The following is a 16,473-nucleotide window of genomic DNA, read 5'->3' as shown; positions in this document are numbered from 1 at the left end:
AAACTTTCATGTGTAGTAAACATTGAAGCGATGAGACTATAAAAAAAGCCAATATTAGCTATTTGATTTATAAGTGATTGAATCAGGTCTGACTCACTACTAACCAAGCATTGTGGTGTACTGAGGTTTTCCAACAGGGTGTTGGGTTGTAGGCGGTCTGGCGGCATTCAGGCAGGCTTTCAAAGCTTGAAGGATAGGCTTTTACCTGAAAAATTAAAGCGATGGCAAGTCTACGAAACTCGGAGTCCGAGTGAATAGCGGGAACTGCTGGGCTTTTAGGTGTTATCTTATGTTTTGTCACGCGCAGGCAAAAAAATTGTGGCAAAGTCAGAGAACGTTTTCTACACTCAAAAAGCGGGGAGGGGAAATAGCCAATAATAATAATAAATTATTTTCTATAGGAGGATTGTATGGTGGAACAGTCTGTCGCGCCAGTGAAAATTTTTTGCTCTTATTCCAGTGAAGATGAGAGCTGTTTTAAAGAGTTTAAAAAACATCTTGGTAGTTTGGTGAGTCAAAAAAAAATTACTGTATGGGATGATACAAAAATAAAAGCAGGCGAATTATGGGATACTAAAATTCAAAAAAATCTAAAAAGTTCCGACATGATTTTGTTTCTGCTTTCGCCTGATTTTGTTGCTTCTGAATATTGTAATCGCGAACTTGAATTAGGAAAGGAACTGCGCAAAGAGCATGATGTCGCGCTTGTCGGAATATATCTGAAATCTTGTCTTTATCAAGGTTTGATCGGTGATACACAATGTGTGCCGAAAGGTGAAAATTGGGTCGGTCACGAGAAAGAAGAAGCAAATAGGAATAAATTATGGACTGAGATTGTAAAAGATATTGAAGAAAAAGTTGACGAGATTTTGAAAAATCGCGACCCAAATGATCTAAATTCTTTTTCTTGGGACGTGCAGACATCGAAAAATTGTGGTTCTATCATAGAATCACCGGAGAGTTTTATTGGAAGGGAAGAGACTGTTAAATGGTTGCATGACATAACAACAAAGTCAAAGTGCGGGGGGATAATTGTGTATGGCCTATTTGGAAATGGAAAAAGTACCGTGGTTAGGTACTTTGCATATAAGGCTTGTCAAAATAATGATTTTCTTGGCGGTATAGCTTATATAAACTTTGAGCAGGAGGATTTTCGTATTTATGAAAAATTCTTGCGCCAAATCTTATATCATTTAATGGGAACGCCATCTGATAAATTTGAAATAAAAGAGTGTGAGCAACGTTTAGAAGATCATCTGGAGACTAGTAAATGCTTAATTGTTATTGATAAAATCAGAACTGAATCAATTAATGAAAAAATTGTTCACTGGCTGAAAAGTGCTTCAAAAAAATCACATATATTATTGGTCGCTAATTATAAGCATGATCTTATTGATGATTTTAAGGGTAAATCTATTCATGGGCTTAAATCTTCAGACGCTGAAATACTATTTCAACAGTGTTGGCCAGAAAAAACCGACATTTCTGACAAAGGAATAATTAGTGATATTTGCAAGGAAGTTAACTACTCGCCATTTCTTATTGAGAAGCTGGTGAATAAGTACTCGCATCTTGATTTGAGAGAGTTTGTTAAAAAAGTCAAAGATTATGATTTTAAGAAAAGAAGCAAGGATGACAAGATGATTATTCGATTCTGGGAGGATGAGATTGATAAAATATACGAAGACAGACTTGATGATGATGCAAAAGAAATATTGAATTTATGCAGCCTTCTTAATGGAGAGGTTAGTAGCTTTTATACCCTTTCTGAAATAAGTGATGTGCCAGATTGGCAAAGTGCGGTAAAGAAATGTATTGATTATGATTTATTGGAAAAAGGACGGCGAAAAGAAGATAAGCTTAAAAAAGAAGAACATAAAGATCACATGATTTCTCGTAGTTACTTTGCCGCCCCTTTAGTAAGAAAAAAAGTTTTACAGAAGATTGATAACGAAGAGCGCTTAAAATCAGTATCGTTAAGGCTAGCTTGTTTGGCAGAAAAACAAGCTGAAATAATTGAGCCTGCAAATTCAGACGATAATGCTCAAGAAGTTATTTGTGATGCATTGGATTGGTTTGATATCGAATGGCGAAATCTTTATGATTGTGCGATGATTTCTTGTGAAAACAATGATATTGAGACCTTCTTCAAGATAGTTGACTCTGTGTTGCAGTTTATGATTAGAAGAGGGCATCTTAAGGATTGTGAAAATTTATACATCAAAGCTTTAGATAAACGTCAAGATACCTGGGGACAAGCTGTGTTGCATAATGATCTTGGCGTTTGTTTTCAGTTTCAATCAGACTTTGAAAAGGCTTGCAAGCATTATAATGAGAGCATAAAGCTTCAACAAGAGGTTTTAAAAGACAATAAAAATGATAAGAGACGGCATAAACTACCAAAAACTTATAATAGTTTGGGCTTTACCTTACAACAGCAAGGTAAAGAAAAATATTCTGAAGGAAAACCTGATGAAGCTAAAGAGAAATACATTAATGCTGAAAAAAAATATGCAATGGCTCTAGATCTGTGTAGAGATATTATTGATCAAAAAGATAGGGATGGTGTCGATGATAAAGTAATTAAAGAAATTAAGACTGAATACGCCCAAACTTACAATAATTTGGGATGGCTTTACACCCGTAAATTTGAAGAAGATAAATCCACCTCAAGCTTTAATGAAGCAAATAAAAATTTTAAATTGAGCGAGGAACGAAAAAGTGATGATGATTCACGGTATGGGCAATTATTGAATCGTTGGGGGGAGCTTCATAGGCTAAGGGGGGAGCTTCATGGGCTAGAAGGAAGTTATGATGAGGCTAAAAAATATTATTTAAAAAGTCTTAAAAAATTAAGCTCTATTGCATATAGATTTGAATTGGGCGTCTCTTACATGGGGCTTGGAATAATTCATGAAAAAGAGCGTGACTATGGAGAAGCTAAGAAAAATTATGAAGAAAGCCTCAAGTGTCTTAATGATGAGTACCGTTACAGTGAAGAAAGATGCCGTGTTCTAGAGAGGTTAGGGGAGCTTTGCAAGCAGTTGGGCGAAAAATGCTACGATGAAATCCAGGATGAGTTGAGAAAAGCAAGAAAAGCAAAAGGCTCTTTGAAGGGATTTTCCTAATACTGATATTTGGAGATATTACTCATGGTTATTATTAATAATGATAATTTGCTGAGATACGCAGATAGTTCATATGGATGTTCAAGTGTAAAAGAAATAAAAAAATTCCTCTCTGATAAAGGAACATTTCTTTTTCCAATGTTGGATAGTGGCTTGTTTCCTGCTGCGCACCTTAGCAAACAAGGCGATTACACGGGTTACGATAAGATATGGGTGCGCGATAATGTGCATGTTGCCCATGCACATTTTGTGAATGGGCAAATCGACATTGCGATAAAAAATGTTCAGGCTTTACTGCTTTACTTCTCGAAACAACGCGATAGGTGGATAAAAGCAATCCATTCCAGTAAAGAACTCATTACGGTGAACGACCGCCCTCATATCAAATTTGAGGGCAAGACTATGGAAGACTTAGAAGGTGAATGGTCTCATGCCCAGAATGATGCCTTAGGGTATTTCCTTTGGCTGTATTGCAAGCTTGCGTTGGCTGGGCACATTCGTCCGGACAAAGATTCTTGGGATATTTTAGGCTGGTTTGTGCAGTTTTTTGAAAATATCCGTTATTGGGAAGATGAAGATAGCGGTCATTGGGAAGAGGCGCGTAAGGTAGAGGCATCCAGTATTGGAGTGGTGGTGGCTGCTCTCACGTTATTGCAACAATTGCTTGACCAAAATAATGTTACTTCATTCACTAGTCTGGGCAGGGAGATTGACGGCGGTTTGATAAATGGATTACTTGTGCAAGGAAAGCAGGCACTCAATGAAATTTTGCCTGATGAGTGCATCCAGCCAGGACATGAACGCCCATACGATTCCGCTTTGCTGTTCCTGATTTACCCGCTGGATGTTGTGGCCAAGGAAATTGCAGAGATTATTTTGGAAAATGTGGAGATTCACCTGAAAGGGGCGTATGGGATCAAGCGTTATCTCAATGATTCCTATTGGTGCGCCAACTACGATGAATTGTTGCCTCCAGAAGAGCGCACCATTAATGTCAGTGAAAATATGTCAGAACGTGATGCTTTGGTGAAAAGTGATGAAGAAGCCCAATGGTGCATCTTTGACCCAATTATGTCTGTTATCTACGGCAAATATTATGAAGCCACTGGCGATAAAAACTATTATAAGAAGCAAATCCACTATTTTAACCGCTCATTGGGGCAACTGACCGGAGCTGACAGCGGTTTCCAGGAATTTTTATGCCCCGAGCTTTACTACCTGAAAGGCAAGTCTTACCGGCCTAACGACGCCACCCCACTGTTGTGGACGCAGGCTAACCTGATGTTGGCATTCCATCAGCTTGAGGTGACAGCCAAACAGTGATCGTAAGTGTTCACATCTAAAATCAATCGCTTATGTAATGGTTTAATGATTTAGGACAGTCTTGAGGGTTCCTTATACTCTAGGTCACACGTAAGCGTTCACGCTATCTGTAGCGGGTTGTAGGCACTGGATTGACTCAAAGGGAAGCGGACTGAGACAGGCTTATGAGCCAAGCCTTGGGAGCAAACGTCCCGCATCAATGTCGCAATATTCATCCCCAATTGACGAGCCGTCCCCAAGACTGTCAGCGCCATTGGGCGAAACCTGTCACCTTGTGCCGATGGGCTGGCAAAGCTGGTTTTACGCCATTGCACATACGGCCTGATCACCCGCTCGGCACGGTTATTGGTGAGAGGAATGCGGTCATCCTTGAGGAAAGTCCAGCACATTGCCTCATCTTTGAGCAGATGCTTGCATTGGTTGGTGGTGCGTTTGCAATGCTCCAAGGCCAGCCCCTTGTTGAGCGTGGCCAGGAAACTACGGCGCAAGCGGAGTATCCGCCGTCGGTAGCGGGCGGATTGGTCGGGTTGTTGTTGCCAGCAGTGATGGGTGCGGACGGTGGTATAGGCGAGTAACAACAGGCGTTTGCCCACGCTTCCCCCTTCGCCGTAACGCCCCGCCATTTTGCGGAAGTGGCGGATCAAATGCGCCAAACACAGTTGCCGCCGTTCGGGTGGGACGTTGCCGTAACCACTGAAGTGGTCGGTGACCAGATAGCCAGTAAAGCTGCCCAACAAGGCATCGGCGGCGGCATTGCCGCGTGAGTAATGGGTCATGAAGTAACTCACGCTATGGTCAGCCAATGCCCATAACCAGTAAGTGTTCGTCCCGCGATAATGGCGGGTTTCATCGGCGTGGCATACCGCTTGTCCGCGATACTGGCCTACCTGACGGTATAGCGGCTCCATCCACGGAATGGCTTTGCCTTGGGCATTACTGATCGCCCTAGTGCTGAAGCGCACTTGGCACATTTCCCACAACAGGACTTGAATCTGGCGCATGGACAGGCGGAACTGACCACTAGGTCAAGGCTAACCGCTGCAACACGTCGGGTTTTTAGAGGTTCCCTAGTGTACTCACTTCTTGGGGTGTCCGGGTTTGCTGGGCTAGATCAATGTGGTGAAAATGTAATAATAGGCTACTTTGAGGGTTGATAATGAAAACATTGTTTACTGTATTGATGGCATGGTGCTTGTGCGCGAATCTCGCCTACGCTCAAGATCGCCCCAAAATCGGTCTGGTACTCGGCGGCGGCGGTGCGGCAGGCGTTTCCCACGTCGGTGTACTCAAAGTGCTCGAAGCCAATAATATTCCCATCGACGTGATTGCAGGCAATAGCATGGGCGCAATTGTCGGCAGTTTATACGCTTCCGGCATGAGTGCCGCTGAAATTGAAACAGTGGTGAATGAATTGGATTGGCTCAGCCTGTTCCGCGATGATGCTTCCCACCAAAACAAGTCTTACCAACAAAAGCAGCAAAGCGCCGACTTTTTCAGTGCGTTCAGCGTGGGCGTGTCCAAAGACGGGGTGAAATTACCCAGCGGTTTGATTGACGGGCAACGTTTAATGTTTGAATTACGGCGCTTGTTGAAGCCGGTGGAGCGGGTGAGTGATTTTGACCGTTTGCCGATCCCGTTTCGGGCGGTGGCAACCGACATTCGCACGGGTGACGTCGTGGTGTTGAAACAGGGCAATCTGGCAACGGCGGTGCGGGCGAGTATGTCGATTCCGGGGCTGTTTGCACCCGTGACGATCGACAACCGTTTGCTGGTGGACGGTTTGGTGTCAAACAATTTGCCCGTGGATATTGCCAAGCAAATGGGCGCAGATATTGTGATTGTGTCCAGTATTCCCTCAGAAACCAACCGCGAGTTGAATTCGGCACTGGATATTAGTTTGCAGTCGATGGATTTGTTGATGCGCAAAAGTAGCGCCAGCCAACTCAAGCTGATTCGTAAGGGTGTTGATATTTTGATTGAGCCGCCGGTAGGGGGGATTGGCAATCTTGCCTTTGATCGTGTGAAAGAAACCATTCCGCTGGGGGTGCAGGGGGCGCAAGCGCAATTACCCGCCTTGCAGCAATTGGCGGCACTTGCGGGGGCAACGCCTCGGCGGGCAGTGGCACAACAAAACAACCAAGACACGCCGATTCGGGTGGCAGCAATTCAGCTTGAAAATGAGTCATCGTTGAGCGATAAGCTGGTGCGGCAACAACTGGGTATCCAGCCCGGTGAGGTGTTGGACGATCAGCGCTTACAAGCAGGGCTGGAGCGGGTCTATGGCTTGGGGTATTTCAGCTTGGTGGACTATCACTTGACGCACCGCCCGGATGGTGATTACGACCTCAAAGTAATGGCGCGTAAGGCGGATCAGGGTGAGCAACGGGTCAGCACGGGGTTTGCGTTGAGTGATAATTTCAACGGTGATACCGGGTATCAGGCTGGGGTGAAATACGTACGCCAAGGGCTGACGGCGCAAGGCACAGAGTTACGGCTGCAAGGCGTGATCGGCGAACGGATGCTGGCTTCTGCCGAATTGCATCATCCCCTGCACGATCATAATGCCACGTTTGTCGCCCCGCGTGCGTGGTATCAGGAACGGGATGCCAGTATTTTGGATGGGGCGCAGCAAGTGGCAGAATTACGCGCGGCTGAAGCAGGCGTTCAAGTGGATGTTGGGCGAGCGCTCAATAATAGCGCTGAAGCGCGTGCCGGAATATTCTTCCAGCGCATTGAACCGGAAGTGAAAACCGGCACCTTAACGCTGCCCGGTGATTCGTTGAACGAGGCGGGGCTGAAATTACAATATCGGGCGGATACGCTGGATTCGGTGAATTTTCCGACGAAAGGCGGGCGCATGAGTGCAACGTATACACACGGCATCAAAGCATTGGGCAGTGACACGGATGTTTCGCGCATTGAGTTGGAACGTGAACAGGTGTGGAGCAAAGATAAGCACCGTCTGATTGCCAGCGGGCGGCTGGAGGCAAATGCCAATAATGAAGAGGGCTTGTTGTATAGCACGGGTGCTGCATTGCAGACCGGGCGCTTGGCGTTTACGGATAATGACCAGTTGATTGGCAATTACACGCTGGATGGTTCACTGACGTATATGCGCGAACTGGCGGAAGTGCCACAGATTGCCAAAGTGCACGTGGGCGCATCCGTGGGAGCGCGGCAAGCTTGGCAGGAGGCGGAGGATGTGGCATTGGGCGATTTGCGTGGTACGGGGTCGGTGTTTGTGGGCGGGGAAACACCCGTAGGGCCTGCATTTATTGGGGTGCGCAAAACTCAGGGCTTGGATCAGGAGGCGTATTTTAATTTTGGGCGGGATTTTTAGGGAAACCCCTCACCCCCAACCCCCTCTCCCGCAAGGGGCGAGGGGGCAAGAAAGTTACTTCTTCACGCCTTCAATTGACAAAATCATCTCGACTTCTTTGGACGCTGGCCCCAAATCTTTTTCAATGCCGAAATCGGCGAGGGCAAATTTGGTGCTGCCTTCAAACCCACGGCGGAAACCGCCCCACGGGTCAGCACCTGCACCGATTTCCTTCACGTCAATCGTGATCGGTTTGGTCACACCGTGCAGGGTTAAATTGCCTTCCAGCTTGCCGCTGCTGTATTTGGTGCTGACGAATTTGGCTTCAGGGAATTTAGCAACGTCCAGAAAATCTTCACTGCTCAAGTGCTTGTCGCGCTCGGCGTGGTTGCTGTTGACGCTGGTGGTGTCGATGGTCACTTCCACTTTAGCGGCTTCGGGTTTGGCTTCGTCGTAGCTGAAATTGCCGCTGAATTTGTCAAAACGCCCGTACAGCCAGCTATAGCCCAAGTGTTGGATGCGAAACTGGATGAAAGCGTGCATCCCTTCGGTGTCGATGGTGTAATCATCCGCGTGTGCTGTGGAGCCTGCGAATAAACCCAGTGCTAACAGTGAGGTGGCGAGTGCTTTTTTCATGTGAATCTCCTTTGTGTATCATTAACCCTTGCCCAACATACGGGTCAAGGTGTTGTCTTTCCAATAAAAATGGTGGATGAAAGCAGCCAGCGCGTGTACGCCAACCAGTAAAATAAACAAGATTCCGGCAATTTCGTGAATATCGCCCGCCAGTTCGCCGCGTTCCTTGCTTTGCGGCAACAGGGCAGGCACTTCAAACCAATCAAACACGTTAATGCCGTGCCCTTTCGCCGTCGAAATCAAATAGCCGCTGATCAGCATCACGATCAGCAAACTATACAACGCAAGGTGTCCCAATTTGCCAAGCGTGTGGGTAAATGCGGGTGCATTGCCCACTATCTGCGGGCGTGGTTGCGCCGTCACCCATGCTAAACGCACCAGCAATAACGCGCCCAACAGCACCCCAATTTCCTTATGCAAGCCCGGCAGCGTGTGGTACAAGCGGTCGTAATACTCCAGTTCCACCATGTAATCGCCGACGAAATACATCCCTATCAGTGCCACTGCCATTACCCAGTGCAGCGCAATCGACACTAGGCCATAAGTTTTTTCCGAATTTCCAATCTGCATAAATCACCTTCTACGGCAAATCAAACACCAAAAATTCCGCCGAATCTGCCGTACCAAACAGCAATTCCGTTTCCTCGCGAATTTGCAGTGCATCGCCTGCCTGTAACGCTGTGCCATTCACTTGCAAACTGCCGCGTGCGACATGCACATAAATCGCGCGATTTTCCGGGCGCTGATACGTGACCTGTTCGTCCGCTACCAAGATACTGGCGTACAAATTCGCATCAGTATTCATCCGTAATGAGCCATCACGCCCGTCCGCTGATACCAGCAATTGCAGCTTGCCGCGCCGTTGTTCCAGCGGAAAATGTTCCTGCGCATACCCCGGTTGAATCCCCGTAAACTTGGGCAATAACCAGATTTGCAGCAAATGTACCGCTTCGGTTTCCGAATGATTGAATTCCGAATGCAAAATGCCGCGCCCGGCACTCATGCGCTGTACATCGCCGGGGCGAATTGTGCTGCCATTGCCGAGGCTATCCTTGTGCGACAATGCGCCTTCCATCACGTAAGTGACGATTTCCATATCACGATGCCCGTGCATCGGAAAGCCGCCTTTAGCCGCTACCCAATCCTCATTGATTACCCGCAGGGATGAAAAAGACATCCGCTCCGCATCGTAATAATCGCTAAACGAAAAGCTGTGGCGGCTATCCAACCAGTCGTTGGTGAATGCCCCGCGTGAATCTGCACGAATAAGTTCCATAACATACTCCTTGAAACTGTCTTTACCTGAGTGAAAGGATAGGGTTTAATGGGTTTTTGATAAAGACACGAAAACTACACTAACTCTCAACAGGAAGTTAACAATGAGTCGCTTGGATTACATGGCTAATTTTGTTGCTGTCGTTGATAAGGGAAGCATCACTGCTGCCGCCGATCAATTGGAACTTACGGTTGCCGCCGTCAGCAAACGCTTGAAAATGTTGGAAACCGAGCTGGGTGTGCGTCTGCTAACCCGTAATACCCGCCAACTGTCCTTGACTGAAGCAGGGCATTATTACTACCAACACTGCCGCGAAGTTCAGGAGGAAGTGAACCGCGTTGATCAACATTTGCTGGCAATGCAGGGCAAACTCAGTGGCGAGTTACGCATCAATATGCCGATGACTTACGGCAAAGTACGCCTCACCAAACTGCTGATTCGCTTTTTGCAGCAACACCCCGACATTCACCTGACGGCGCATTTGGACGATGCTTATACCGACGCGGCGAGTGGTGATTACGATGTGGTCATCCGTATCGGCGTGTTGGACGATTCGCGTTTAGTGGCTCGCAAACTGGAAAATGCTTATTTACTGCCCGTCGCCGCACCAGCCTATTTACAAACCCACGGCACACCGCAAACGCCTGCCGAGTTAGCCCAACACCAATGCCTGCATTACACCAATGTCAGTCACCGCGAAGGCTGGACGCTTTATGATCACGGCGGAAACGCCAACAATGTACAAATACGCGGGCAATTATGCGCCAATAATGGCGAAGTGCTGAAACAAGCCGCGATTGCAGGCATGGGCGTTGCGCTGTTGCCTGACTTTGAATTGATTGCGGCGTTGGAAAAGGGTGAGTTGGTGCGGATTTTACCGGACTATTCCGCGCAAACCGTATCGGTCTACGCGGTTTATCCCAGTCGGCAGTTTTTGCCTGAAAAGACGCGGGCATTGGTCGATTTTTTGATTAGCGCCCTGCAAATTGCTTAAGCAGCACTACGTTTTTGCCAGAAGTAATAACCGCCGATAACTAAAGCGACAAAGCCCAAGGTTCCCAGCACGATCAGCCCTTTATTTTCGGCAATCACTTCCTGACTACCCCCGATGAAGTAGCCAAACAGTGCCAGCACGATCGACCACAAACCAGCACCGACGGTGGTGTAAAACGCAAATGAGGCAAAATTCATCCCCACTAATCCGGCGGGCAGCGAAATCAGGTGACGAATCCCCGGAATCAAACGCCCGGTAAAGGTCGAAATCGCTCCGTGTTTGGTGAAGAAATCATCGGTTTTGTGTAACAGTGCAGGGCGTACAAAGAAATACTTGCCGTATTTTTCCAAAAATGGTCGCCCCACCCACATGGCAAACACATAGTTGATGGTTGCGCCCAACAAACTACCGAACGTTGAGGCCATAATGACCCCGAATAGGCTCATTTTTCCCTGATAAGCCAGCATTCCCGCCGGAATCACCACCAGTTCGCTGGGCACGGGTAATACGGTTGATTCCATCGCCATTGCAATGAAAATGCCCCAATAGCCCCAAGCTTCAACCGTAGCGAGTATCCAGTTGATAAAATCGTGCAACATACAAAACCCTTTTTTATAAATGCTCGGAAGCGTAATCCGCTAAGCGTGAACGTTCGCCGCGTTGCAGCGTGACGTGTCCGCCGTGTTCCCAGCCCTTGAAACGATCCACCACATACGTCAAACCAGAAGAAGTTTCGGTCAAATACGGTGTATCAATCTGCGCAATATTCCCCAAGCACACGACTTTTGTTCCCGGCCCTGCACGGGTAATCAGGGTTTTCATCTGTTTAGGGGTGAGATTTTGCGCTTCGTCGATAATGATATACCGATTCAGGAAGGTTCGACCACGCATAAAATTTAGCGATTTTATCTTGATTTTACTCATGAGGAATTCATCGGTGGCGCTGCGGCCCCATTTGCTGCCACCACTGGGCTGGGTGAGGACTTCGAGGTTATCCATGAGCGCACCCATCCACGGTGCCATTTTTTCCTCTTCCGTACCGGGTAAAAAGCCGATGTCTTCGCCGACTGGCACGGTGACACGGGTCATAATGATTTCTTTGTACAGTTGTTCATCCAGCAATTGCGCCAAACCAGCGGCGAGTGTCAGCAAGGTTTTACCCGTCCCAGCCGCGCCTAACATGGTGACGAAATCAATGTCAGGATCCATCAGCAAATTCAGGGCGAAATTTTGTTCGCGGTTACGGGCGGTAATCCCCCAAACGGCGTGGCGTGGTTCGGTAAAATCGCGGATGGTTTCAATAATGACGTGATCGAACGTTTTTTTACGCACAATCGCTTGAAACGGTTGATCGCCCGGTAAAGCTAAGAAATGCCCCGGTAGCCATTCGTGCGTCAATGGACCGAACAGTTTGTAGAAGGTATGCCCGTGCTCTTTCCACGATTCCATTTCCTTGTTATGGGCTTCCCAGAAATCGGCGGGCAATTCGTGGAAACCCGTGGGCAACAAGTCGGCATCATCCAACACTTGGTCGTTGAAATAATCTTCCGCTTTCAAGCCCACAATCGTGGCTTTAATGCGCAGGTTGATGTCTTTCGAGACCAAAATCACATCACGTTCGGGGTATTTGTCCCGCAAGCTCAGCGCAACGGTGAGGATGGTATTGTCGGGTGAATCCCCTGGCAAACCCGTTGGGGCAGGATAATTCAGCGCCTCGGTTTGAAACAGCAGTTTGCCGCTGGGCGCTTTGCCATTACCGAACATCGGGTTGCTGGATAACAGTACGCCTGAATGAATGGCATCGGCACCGGCAGCGGAAATCAGATCATCCATAAAGCGGCTGACTTGCCGTACATTACGCGCCACTTCTGACACGCCTTTTTTGCTGTGATCCAGCTCTTCCAGCACCACCATGGGCAGGAAAATATCGTGTTCTTGGAAGCGGAAGAGGGCGGTGGGGTCGTGCATCAGCACGTTAGTATCGAGGACAAATAAGCGGTTTACGTGGGTATGGGGGGCGTGTGCTGGACTCATGATACTCCTTAAGGTCATATTGTAAGCATTATTTTAGGTGTTTAAACCAGCGCTTGCACCGCTGCCAATACTGCCGCAACGTGTGTTTTTACCGACACTTTGCGCCATTCGTGCCGCAACACACCCTGCTTATCTATCAGAAACGTGCTGCGTTCAATACCGAGTACCTGTTTGCCATACATATTTTTCAATTTGATGACATCGAACAGTTTGCAGGCGATTTCATCCACGTCCGCCAGCAGTTCAAAGGGAAAAGCTTGTTTTGCTTTGAAATTTTCGTGCGACTTTAGGCTATCCCGCGAAATACCAAAGACCACGGTGTCGGCGGCTTGGAATTCTGCATACGCATCGCGGAAATCCTGCCCTTCGGTGGTACAACCGGGCGTGCTGTCCTTAGGGTAAAAATAGAGGACAACGTTGGCTTTTTCCTGAAAATCGGATAGGCGGAAGGTCGTGTCAGAGGTGGCGGCTAGAGTGAAGTCAGGTACGGGCGTACCGAGGGTTAAAGTCGTCATTAGGTTCTCCTTTCGTGTAACACTTGTGTTTCATTACCCGCCTCAGTAGTATGCTGTCAAACTATTTTTTGGAGATTTGCATGTTTCGCGGCAGTATGGTGGCACTCATAACCCCGATGAAAGCCAATGGGGACGTGGATGAGGCGGCGTTGGAAGCTCTGGTGGCTTTCCATTTGGAAAACGGCACCGATGCTATTGTGGCAGTCGGCACAACCGGCGAATCGGCAACCTTGAATTACAAGGAACACCGGCATGTCATGAAACGTGTGATTGATTTGGTGGCGGGTAAAATTCCGGTCATCGCAGGCACTGGCTCGAATAGCACCGCCGAAGCGATTGAAATGACTGAAATCGCCATGCAAGACGGCGCAGATGCTTGTTTGCTGGTGACACCTTACTACAATAAGCCGACGCAAGAAGGTTTGTATCAGCATTACAAGCTGATTGCCGAGCGCGTGGCAATTCCACAGATTCTTTACAATGTACCGGGGCGCACGTCATGTGACATGTTGCCTGAAACGGTTGAGCGTTTGGCGGCGATCCCTAATATCGTCGGCATTAAAGAAGCGACCGGTAATCTGGAACGTGCCGCCGACATTTTACAGCGTTGTGGCGACCGTATGGATTTGTACAGTGGCGATGACGCGACGGCCATGGAATTGATTCTGATGGGCGGCAAAGGCGATATTTCCGTCACTGCCAACGTTGCGCCTAAAGCGATGCATGAAATGTGTGCCGCTGCTTTAGCCGGTGATCGGGAAACGGCAAGCCGTATCAATGCTACACTTGCGGCATTGCATACCGATTTGTTCCTTGAACCTAACCCGATGCCGGTAAAATGGGCATTGGCGAAAATGGGTTTTGGGGATGAACGCGGCATACGTTTACCGCTTGTCCCTTGTTCTGAGGCTATTAAGCCCCAAGTGCTGGCAGCCATGCGTCAAGCCGGTATTGAGTGTTAGTTTTCTAAACGGAATAGACAATGAGTCCCATGAATATACTTCCTCTGTCACGTTCAGTGGTGGTTATCGGTTCAGCACTGATACTGTCTGCTTGCTCCGGCTTGAACATTGATTCAGTCAGTGATCGGGTGGATTACAAAAACAATAAAAGCGTTAATTCGCTAGAAGTTCCCCCGGATCTGAATACGCCAGACTATGACCCAACTTACGCTACCATTCCGGGTGGTTCGGTGAGTGCGGCGGCGTTGGCACGCGGTGAGGCGCAACAAGGTAATGCGGTGGTGTTGCCGACCAATGCCGCTATCCAGCTTATGCGTGAAGGCAATGTGCGCTGGTTGCAAGTCAATGCCCCAGCCGAAGCGGTCTGGCCGAAATTGCACGAGTTTTGGCGCACGATGGGGGTAGGTGTCAAACGTGATGAGCCGCGCGTGGGCATTATGGAAACCGATTGGGCCGAAAACAAAGCTGAAATTCCGCTGGATTTTATTCGTAAGACTATCGGTAAGGCGTTTGAAGGCATGTATGATGCAGGCAGTCGTGATCGCTTCAAAATTCGGTTGGAACGTCCTGCTGCCCAAGCGACCAACATCTACCTTAGCCATGAGCGTGCAGAAGAATCCGTTAGTGGCACTGGGGTAAAATGGCAGTACGCTCCGGCAAGACCCGAATTGGAAGCAGAAATGCTGAACCGTTTGATGGTTTTCCTGCAAGGTGGTGATGCCACCGCAGCAGCGGCTCCGGTTGCGGAGTCTAATTTAACCGCCGTGCCGGTCGCCATGACGCAATTGGAAGGCGGGCAACCCGGTTTGGTAGTGGGTGGTGCGGCTAATGATGTCTGGATTCGTACCGGTGTGATGCTGGGGCGGATTGGCATGAGCATCGAAGGTCAGCAGCGTGCAAATGGTGTTTACCTTGCCAGTTATGACGGTGATAATAACGACAGCAAGCAAGGTTTCTTTAGTCGTTTGCTCAAATCCGATAAAGACATGTTGAAAGTTGGCGGCAAATATCAAGTGCAAATCTCTGATGCAGGCAACCGTAGCCTGATTACGGTGGGTGACGCTGACGGCAGCCCATTGAAACCAGTAGTAGCCACTGAATTGCTGGAACGCCTCAAGTCTGAATTTGAGCGCTAATGCTGCGGTTTGCTTCCCTCGGTAGTGGCAGCAAAGGCAACGGTACACTCATCGAGTCCGGCAAAACTCGCATTTTGCTGGACTGTGGTTTTACCTTGGGTGAAACTGAGCGGCGTTTATACCGTCTTGGTTGTCCGCCACAGTCTCTAACGGCAATTCTCATTACTCACGAACATGGCGATCATGCAGCAGGCGTGGGGCGACTTTCCCGGCGTTACAATATTCCTGTGTGGCTCACGGTGGGTACTTATCATGCTATGCGTGATACCAACTTCGCTCACACGCATTACATTAATGTTCATCAAGCACTGGAAATCCAGGACTTGCAAGTTATTCCCTTTCCCGTTCCTCATGATGCGCGAGAACCCTGCCAATTTGTATTTGGTAACGGTTGTCGTAAGTTAGGCATTCTGACGGATGTCGGTAGTCACACGCCGTTAATATTGCAAATGCTACAGCGTTTGGATGCGCTTATGTTGGAATGCAATTATGACGCGATGATGCTGGCAAATGGTGCTTATCCGCCCTCGCTGAAGGCACGGGTAGCGGGGCGTTACGGGCATTTAGATAATAATCAGTCTACCTACTTACTAGAGCAGCTTGATCTTAGCCAGTTACAACATTTGATCGGAATGCATTTGAGCGAGAATAACAACTTGCCGGATTATGCCTATCAAGCGTTGTGTGCGGGTGTTGGTTGTGAGCAAGGCTGGATTCAGCTTGCAAATCAAACGGATGGGCTTGGGTGGTGTGAGATTCACTAAAAACTTTCAAAAAAGTTTCACAAAAGTGCTTGACGGTCATCTGCTGGTCTGTATAATGCGCGTCTCACTCAGGGCGGAAACGCTCTAAAACGAAAGCGGAATCAACAACTTAGGTGATTATTCGGTTTTCGGGATCGAAAAAAGAATTTTGAAAAAGTGTTTGACACGAAGTTCAAAAGCCTTTAAGATTCGCCCCTCGCTGCTTAGAGAGCAGTGCGCAGATTAACAAAAGAAGCCAGAAAACTTGTGTGGGGGCTTGTGGTTGTGTCGAGAGGCACAGAAGCAAGCAACCATTGAGTTCACGTTAATGTAATGTATACGTAATTTCAATGGATTTGCTCTTCAATTTCAAAAGATGAAGATTGAACTGAAGAGTTTGATCCTGG

At 47.8% G+C, this 16,473-nt stretch carries 14 protein-coding genes; 7 read left to right on the top strand and 7 right to left on the bottom strand.

All coding sequences use genetic code 11. The features are described from left to right. Positions 1–410: 410 nt before the first annotated feature. Entirely contained in the window at positions 411–3,128 is a 2,718-nt protein-coding gene (locus BLV87_RS16940) for a TIR domain-containing protein (protein ID WP_093070597.1), read from the top strand. 24 nt (positions 3,129–3,152) lie between these two features. Continuing rightward, positions 3,153–4,451, top strand: a complete 1,299-nt coding sequence (locus tag BLV87_RS16935; RefSeq protein WP_093070596.1) for a glycoside hydrolase family 15 protein — start codon at positions 3,153–3,155, stop codon at positions 4,449–4,451. A gap of 98 nt (positions 4,452–4,549) precedes the next feature. On the opposite strand, the gene tnpC is transcribed toward BLV87_RS16935, so the two are convergent. Then, complete coding sequence (gene tnpC, locus BLV87_RS16930; RefSeq protein WP_281241355.1) at positions 4,550–5,458, bottom strand: IS66 family transposase; 909 nt, start codon at positions 5,456–5,458, stop codon at positions 4,550–4,552. Positions 5,459–5,607: 149 nt separating this feature from the next. Here tnpC and BLV87_RS16925 point away from each other — a divergent pair, with 149 nt between their 5' ends. Then, positions 5,608–7,791 carry a patatin-like phospholipase family protein gene (locus BLV87_RS16925; RefSeq protein ID WP_093070594.1) on the top strand — a complete coding sequence of 728 codons (2,184 nt, stop codon included), beginning with the start codon at positions 5,608–5,610 and terminating at the stop codon, positions 7,789–7,791. A gap of 54 nt (positions 7,792–7,845) precedes the next feature. Here BLV87_RS16925 and BLV87_RS16920 read toward each other — a convergent pair whose 3' ends face one another. The 3 genes from BLV87_RS16920 to BLV87_RS16910 are packed head-to-tail and all read right to left on the bottom strand — an operon-like array spanning position 7,846 to position 9,682. Further along, positions 7,846–8,406, bottom strand: coding sequence for a YceI family protein (locus BLV87_RS16920; RefSeq protein ID WP_093070593.1), 561 nt, complete (start codon positions 8,404–8,406; stop codon positions 7,846–7,848). A 21-nt stretch (positions 8,407–8,427) separates the two neighbouring features. Further along, positions 8,428–8,976, bottom strand: a complete 549-nt coding sequence (locus tag BLV87_RS16915; RefSeq protein WP_093070591.1) for a cytochrome b — start codon at positions 8,974–8,976, stop codon at positions 8,428–8,430. A 10-nt stretch (positions 8,977–8,986) separates the two neighbouring features. Beyond that, positions 8,987–9,682 carry a pirin family protein gene (locus tag BLV87_RS16910; protein WP_093070589.1) on the bottom strand — a complete coding sequence of 232 codons (696 nt, stop codon included), beginning with the start codon at positions 9,680–9,682 and terminating at the stop codon, positions 8,987–8,989. Positions 9,683–9,785: 103 nt separating this feature from the next. On the opposite strand from BLV87_RS16910, the gene BLV87_RS16905 reads away from it, so the two are divergent. After that, complete coding sequence (locus tag BLV87_RS16905; protein ID WP_093070587.1) at positions 9,786–10,676, top strand: LysR family transcriptional regulator; 891 nt, start codon at positions 9,786–9,788, stop codon at positions 10,674–10,676. On the opposite strand, the gene BLV87_RS16900 is transcribed toward BLV87_RS16905, so the two are convergent. The 3 genes from BLV87_RS16900 to BLV87_RS16890 are packed head-to-tail and all read right to left on the bottom strand — an operon-like array spanning position 10,673 to position 13,225. Further along, positions 10,673–11,275 carry a DedA family protein gene (locus tag BLV87_RS16900; RefSeq protein ID WP_093070586.1) on the bottom strand — a complete coding sequence of 201 codons (603 nt, stop codon included), beginning with the start codon at positions 11,273–11,275 and terminating at the stop codon, positions 10,673–10,675. The two genes, BLV87_RS16905 and BLV87_RS16900, sit on opposite strands and share 4 nt — an antisense overlap. 13 nt (positions 11,276–11,288) lie before the next feature. After that, entirely contained in the window at positions 11,289–12,710 is a 1,422-nt protein-coding gene (locus tag BLV87_RS16895; RefSeq protein ID WP_093070584.1) for a PhoH family protein, read from the bottom strand. Positions 12,711–12,751: 41 nt separating this feature from the next. After that, on the bottom strand, positions 12,752–13,225 hold the full coding sequence (locus BLV87_RS16890) for a peroxiredoxin (RefSeq protein ID WP_093070582.1): 474 nt from the start codon (positions 13,223–13,225) through the stop codon (positions 12,752–12,754). A gap of 80 nt (positions 13,226–13,305) precedes the next feature. On the opposite strand from BLV87_RS16890, the gene dapA reads away from it, so the two are divergent. The 3 genes from dapA to BLV87_RS16875 are packed head-to-tail and all read left to right on the top strand — an operon-like array spanning position 13,306 to position 16,087. Further along, a complete protein-coding gene (dapA, locus tag BLV87_RS16885; protein ID WP_093070581.1) occupies positions 13,306–14,187 on the top strand; it encodes a 4-hydroxy-tetrahydrodipicolinate synthase in 882 nt (293 codons plus the stop codon). A 29-nt stretch (positions 14,188–14,216) separates the two neighbouring features. Then, a complete protein-coding gene (bamC, locus tag BLV87_RS16880; RefSeq protein WP_175518022.1) occupies positions 14,217–15,323 on the top strand; it encodes an outer membrane protein assembly factor BamC in 1,107 nt (368 codons plus the stop codon). After that, positions 15,323–16,087 (top strand): MBL fold metallo-hydrolase, encoded by a 765-nt coding sequence (locus BLV87_RS16875; RefSeq protein WP_175518020.1) that lies wholly within the window; start codon positions 15,323–15,325, stop codon positions 16,085–16,087. The genes bamC and BLV87_RS16875 overlap by 1 nt, the downstream gene beginning before the upstream one ends. The last annotated feature ends 386 nt before the right edge of the window (positions 16,088–16,473 follow it).

Origin of the sequence: Thiothrix caldifontis (genome assembly GCF_900107695.1) — a bacterium.
Lineage (GTDB): Bacteria > Pseudomonadota > Gammaproteobacteria > Thiotrichales > Thiotrichaceae > Thiothrix > Thiothrix caldifontis.
This window is presented reverse-complemented; position numbering and strand designations above follow the sequence as displayed.

Coding starts and splice junctions, on each gene's coding strand:
- BLV87_RS16940 (WP_093070597.1), top strand. CDS start 411: ATGGTGGAACAGTCTGTCGCGCCAGTGAAAATTTTTTGCTCTTATTCC.
- BLV87_RS16935 (WP_093070596.1), top strand. CDS start 3,153: ATGGTTATTATTAATAATGATAATTTGCTGAGATACGCAGATAGTTCA.
- BLV87_RS16925 (WP_093070594.1), top strand. CDS start 5,608: ATGAAAACATTGTTTACTGTATTGATGGCATGGTGCTTGTGCGCGAAT.
- BLV87_RS16920 (WP_093070593.1), bottom strand. CDS start 8,406: ATGAAAAAAGCACTCGCCACCTCACTGTTAGCACTGGGTTTATTCGCA.
- BLV87_RS16915 (WP_093070591.1), bottom strand. CDS start 8,976: ATGCAGATTGGAAATTCGGAAAAAACTTATGGCCTAGTGTCGATTGCG.
- BLV87_RS16910 (WP_093070589.1), bottom strand. CDS start 9,682: ATGGAACTTATTCGTGCAGATTCACGCGGGGCATTCACCAACGACTGG.
- BLV87_RS16905 (WP_093070587.1), top strand. CDS start 9,786: ATGAGTCGCTTGGATTACATGGCTAATTTTGTTGCTGTCGTTGATAAG.
- BLV87_RS16900 (WP_093070586.1), bottom strand. CDS start 11,275: ATGTTGCACGATTTTATCAACTGGATACTCGCTACGGTTGAAGCTTGG.
- BLV87_RS16895 (WP_093070584.1), bottom strand. CDS start 12,710: ATGAGTCCAGCACACGCCCCCCATACCCACGTAAACCGCTTATTTGTC.
- BLV87_RS16890 (WP_093070582.1), bottom strand. CDS start 13,225: ATGACGACTTTAACCCTCGGTACGCCCGTACCTGACTTCACTCTAGCC.
- dapA (WP_093070581.1), top strand. CDS start 13,306: ATGTTTCGCGGCAGTATGGTGGCACTCATAACCCCGATGAAAGCCAAT.
- bamC (WP_175518022.1), top strand. CDS start 14,217: ATGAATATACTTCCTCTGTCACGTTCAGTGGTGGTTATCGGTTCAGCA.
- BLV87_RS16875 (WP_175518020.1), top strand. CDS start 15,323: ATGCTGCGGTTTGCTTCCCTCGGTAGTGGCAGCAAAGGCAACGGTACA.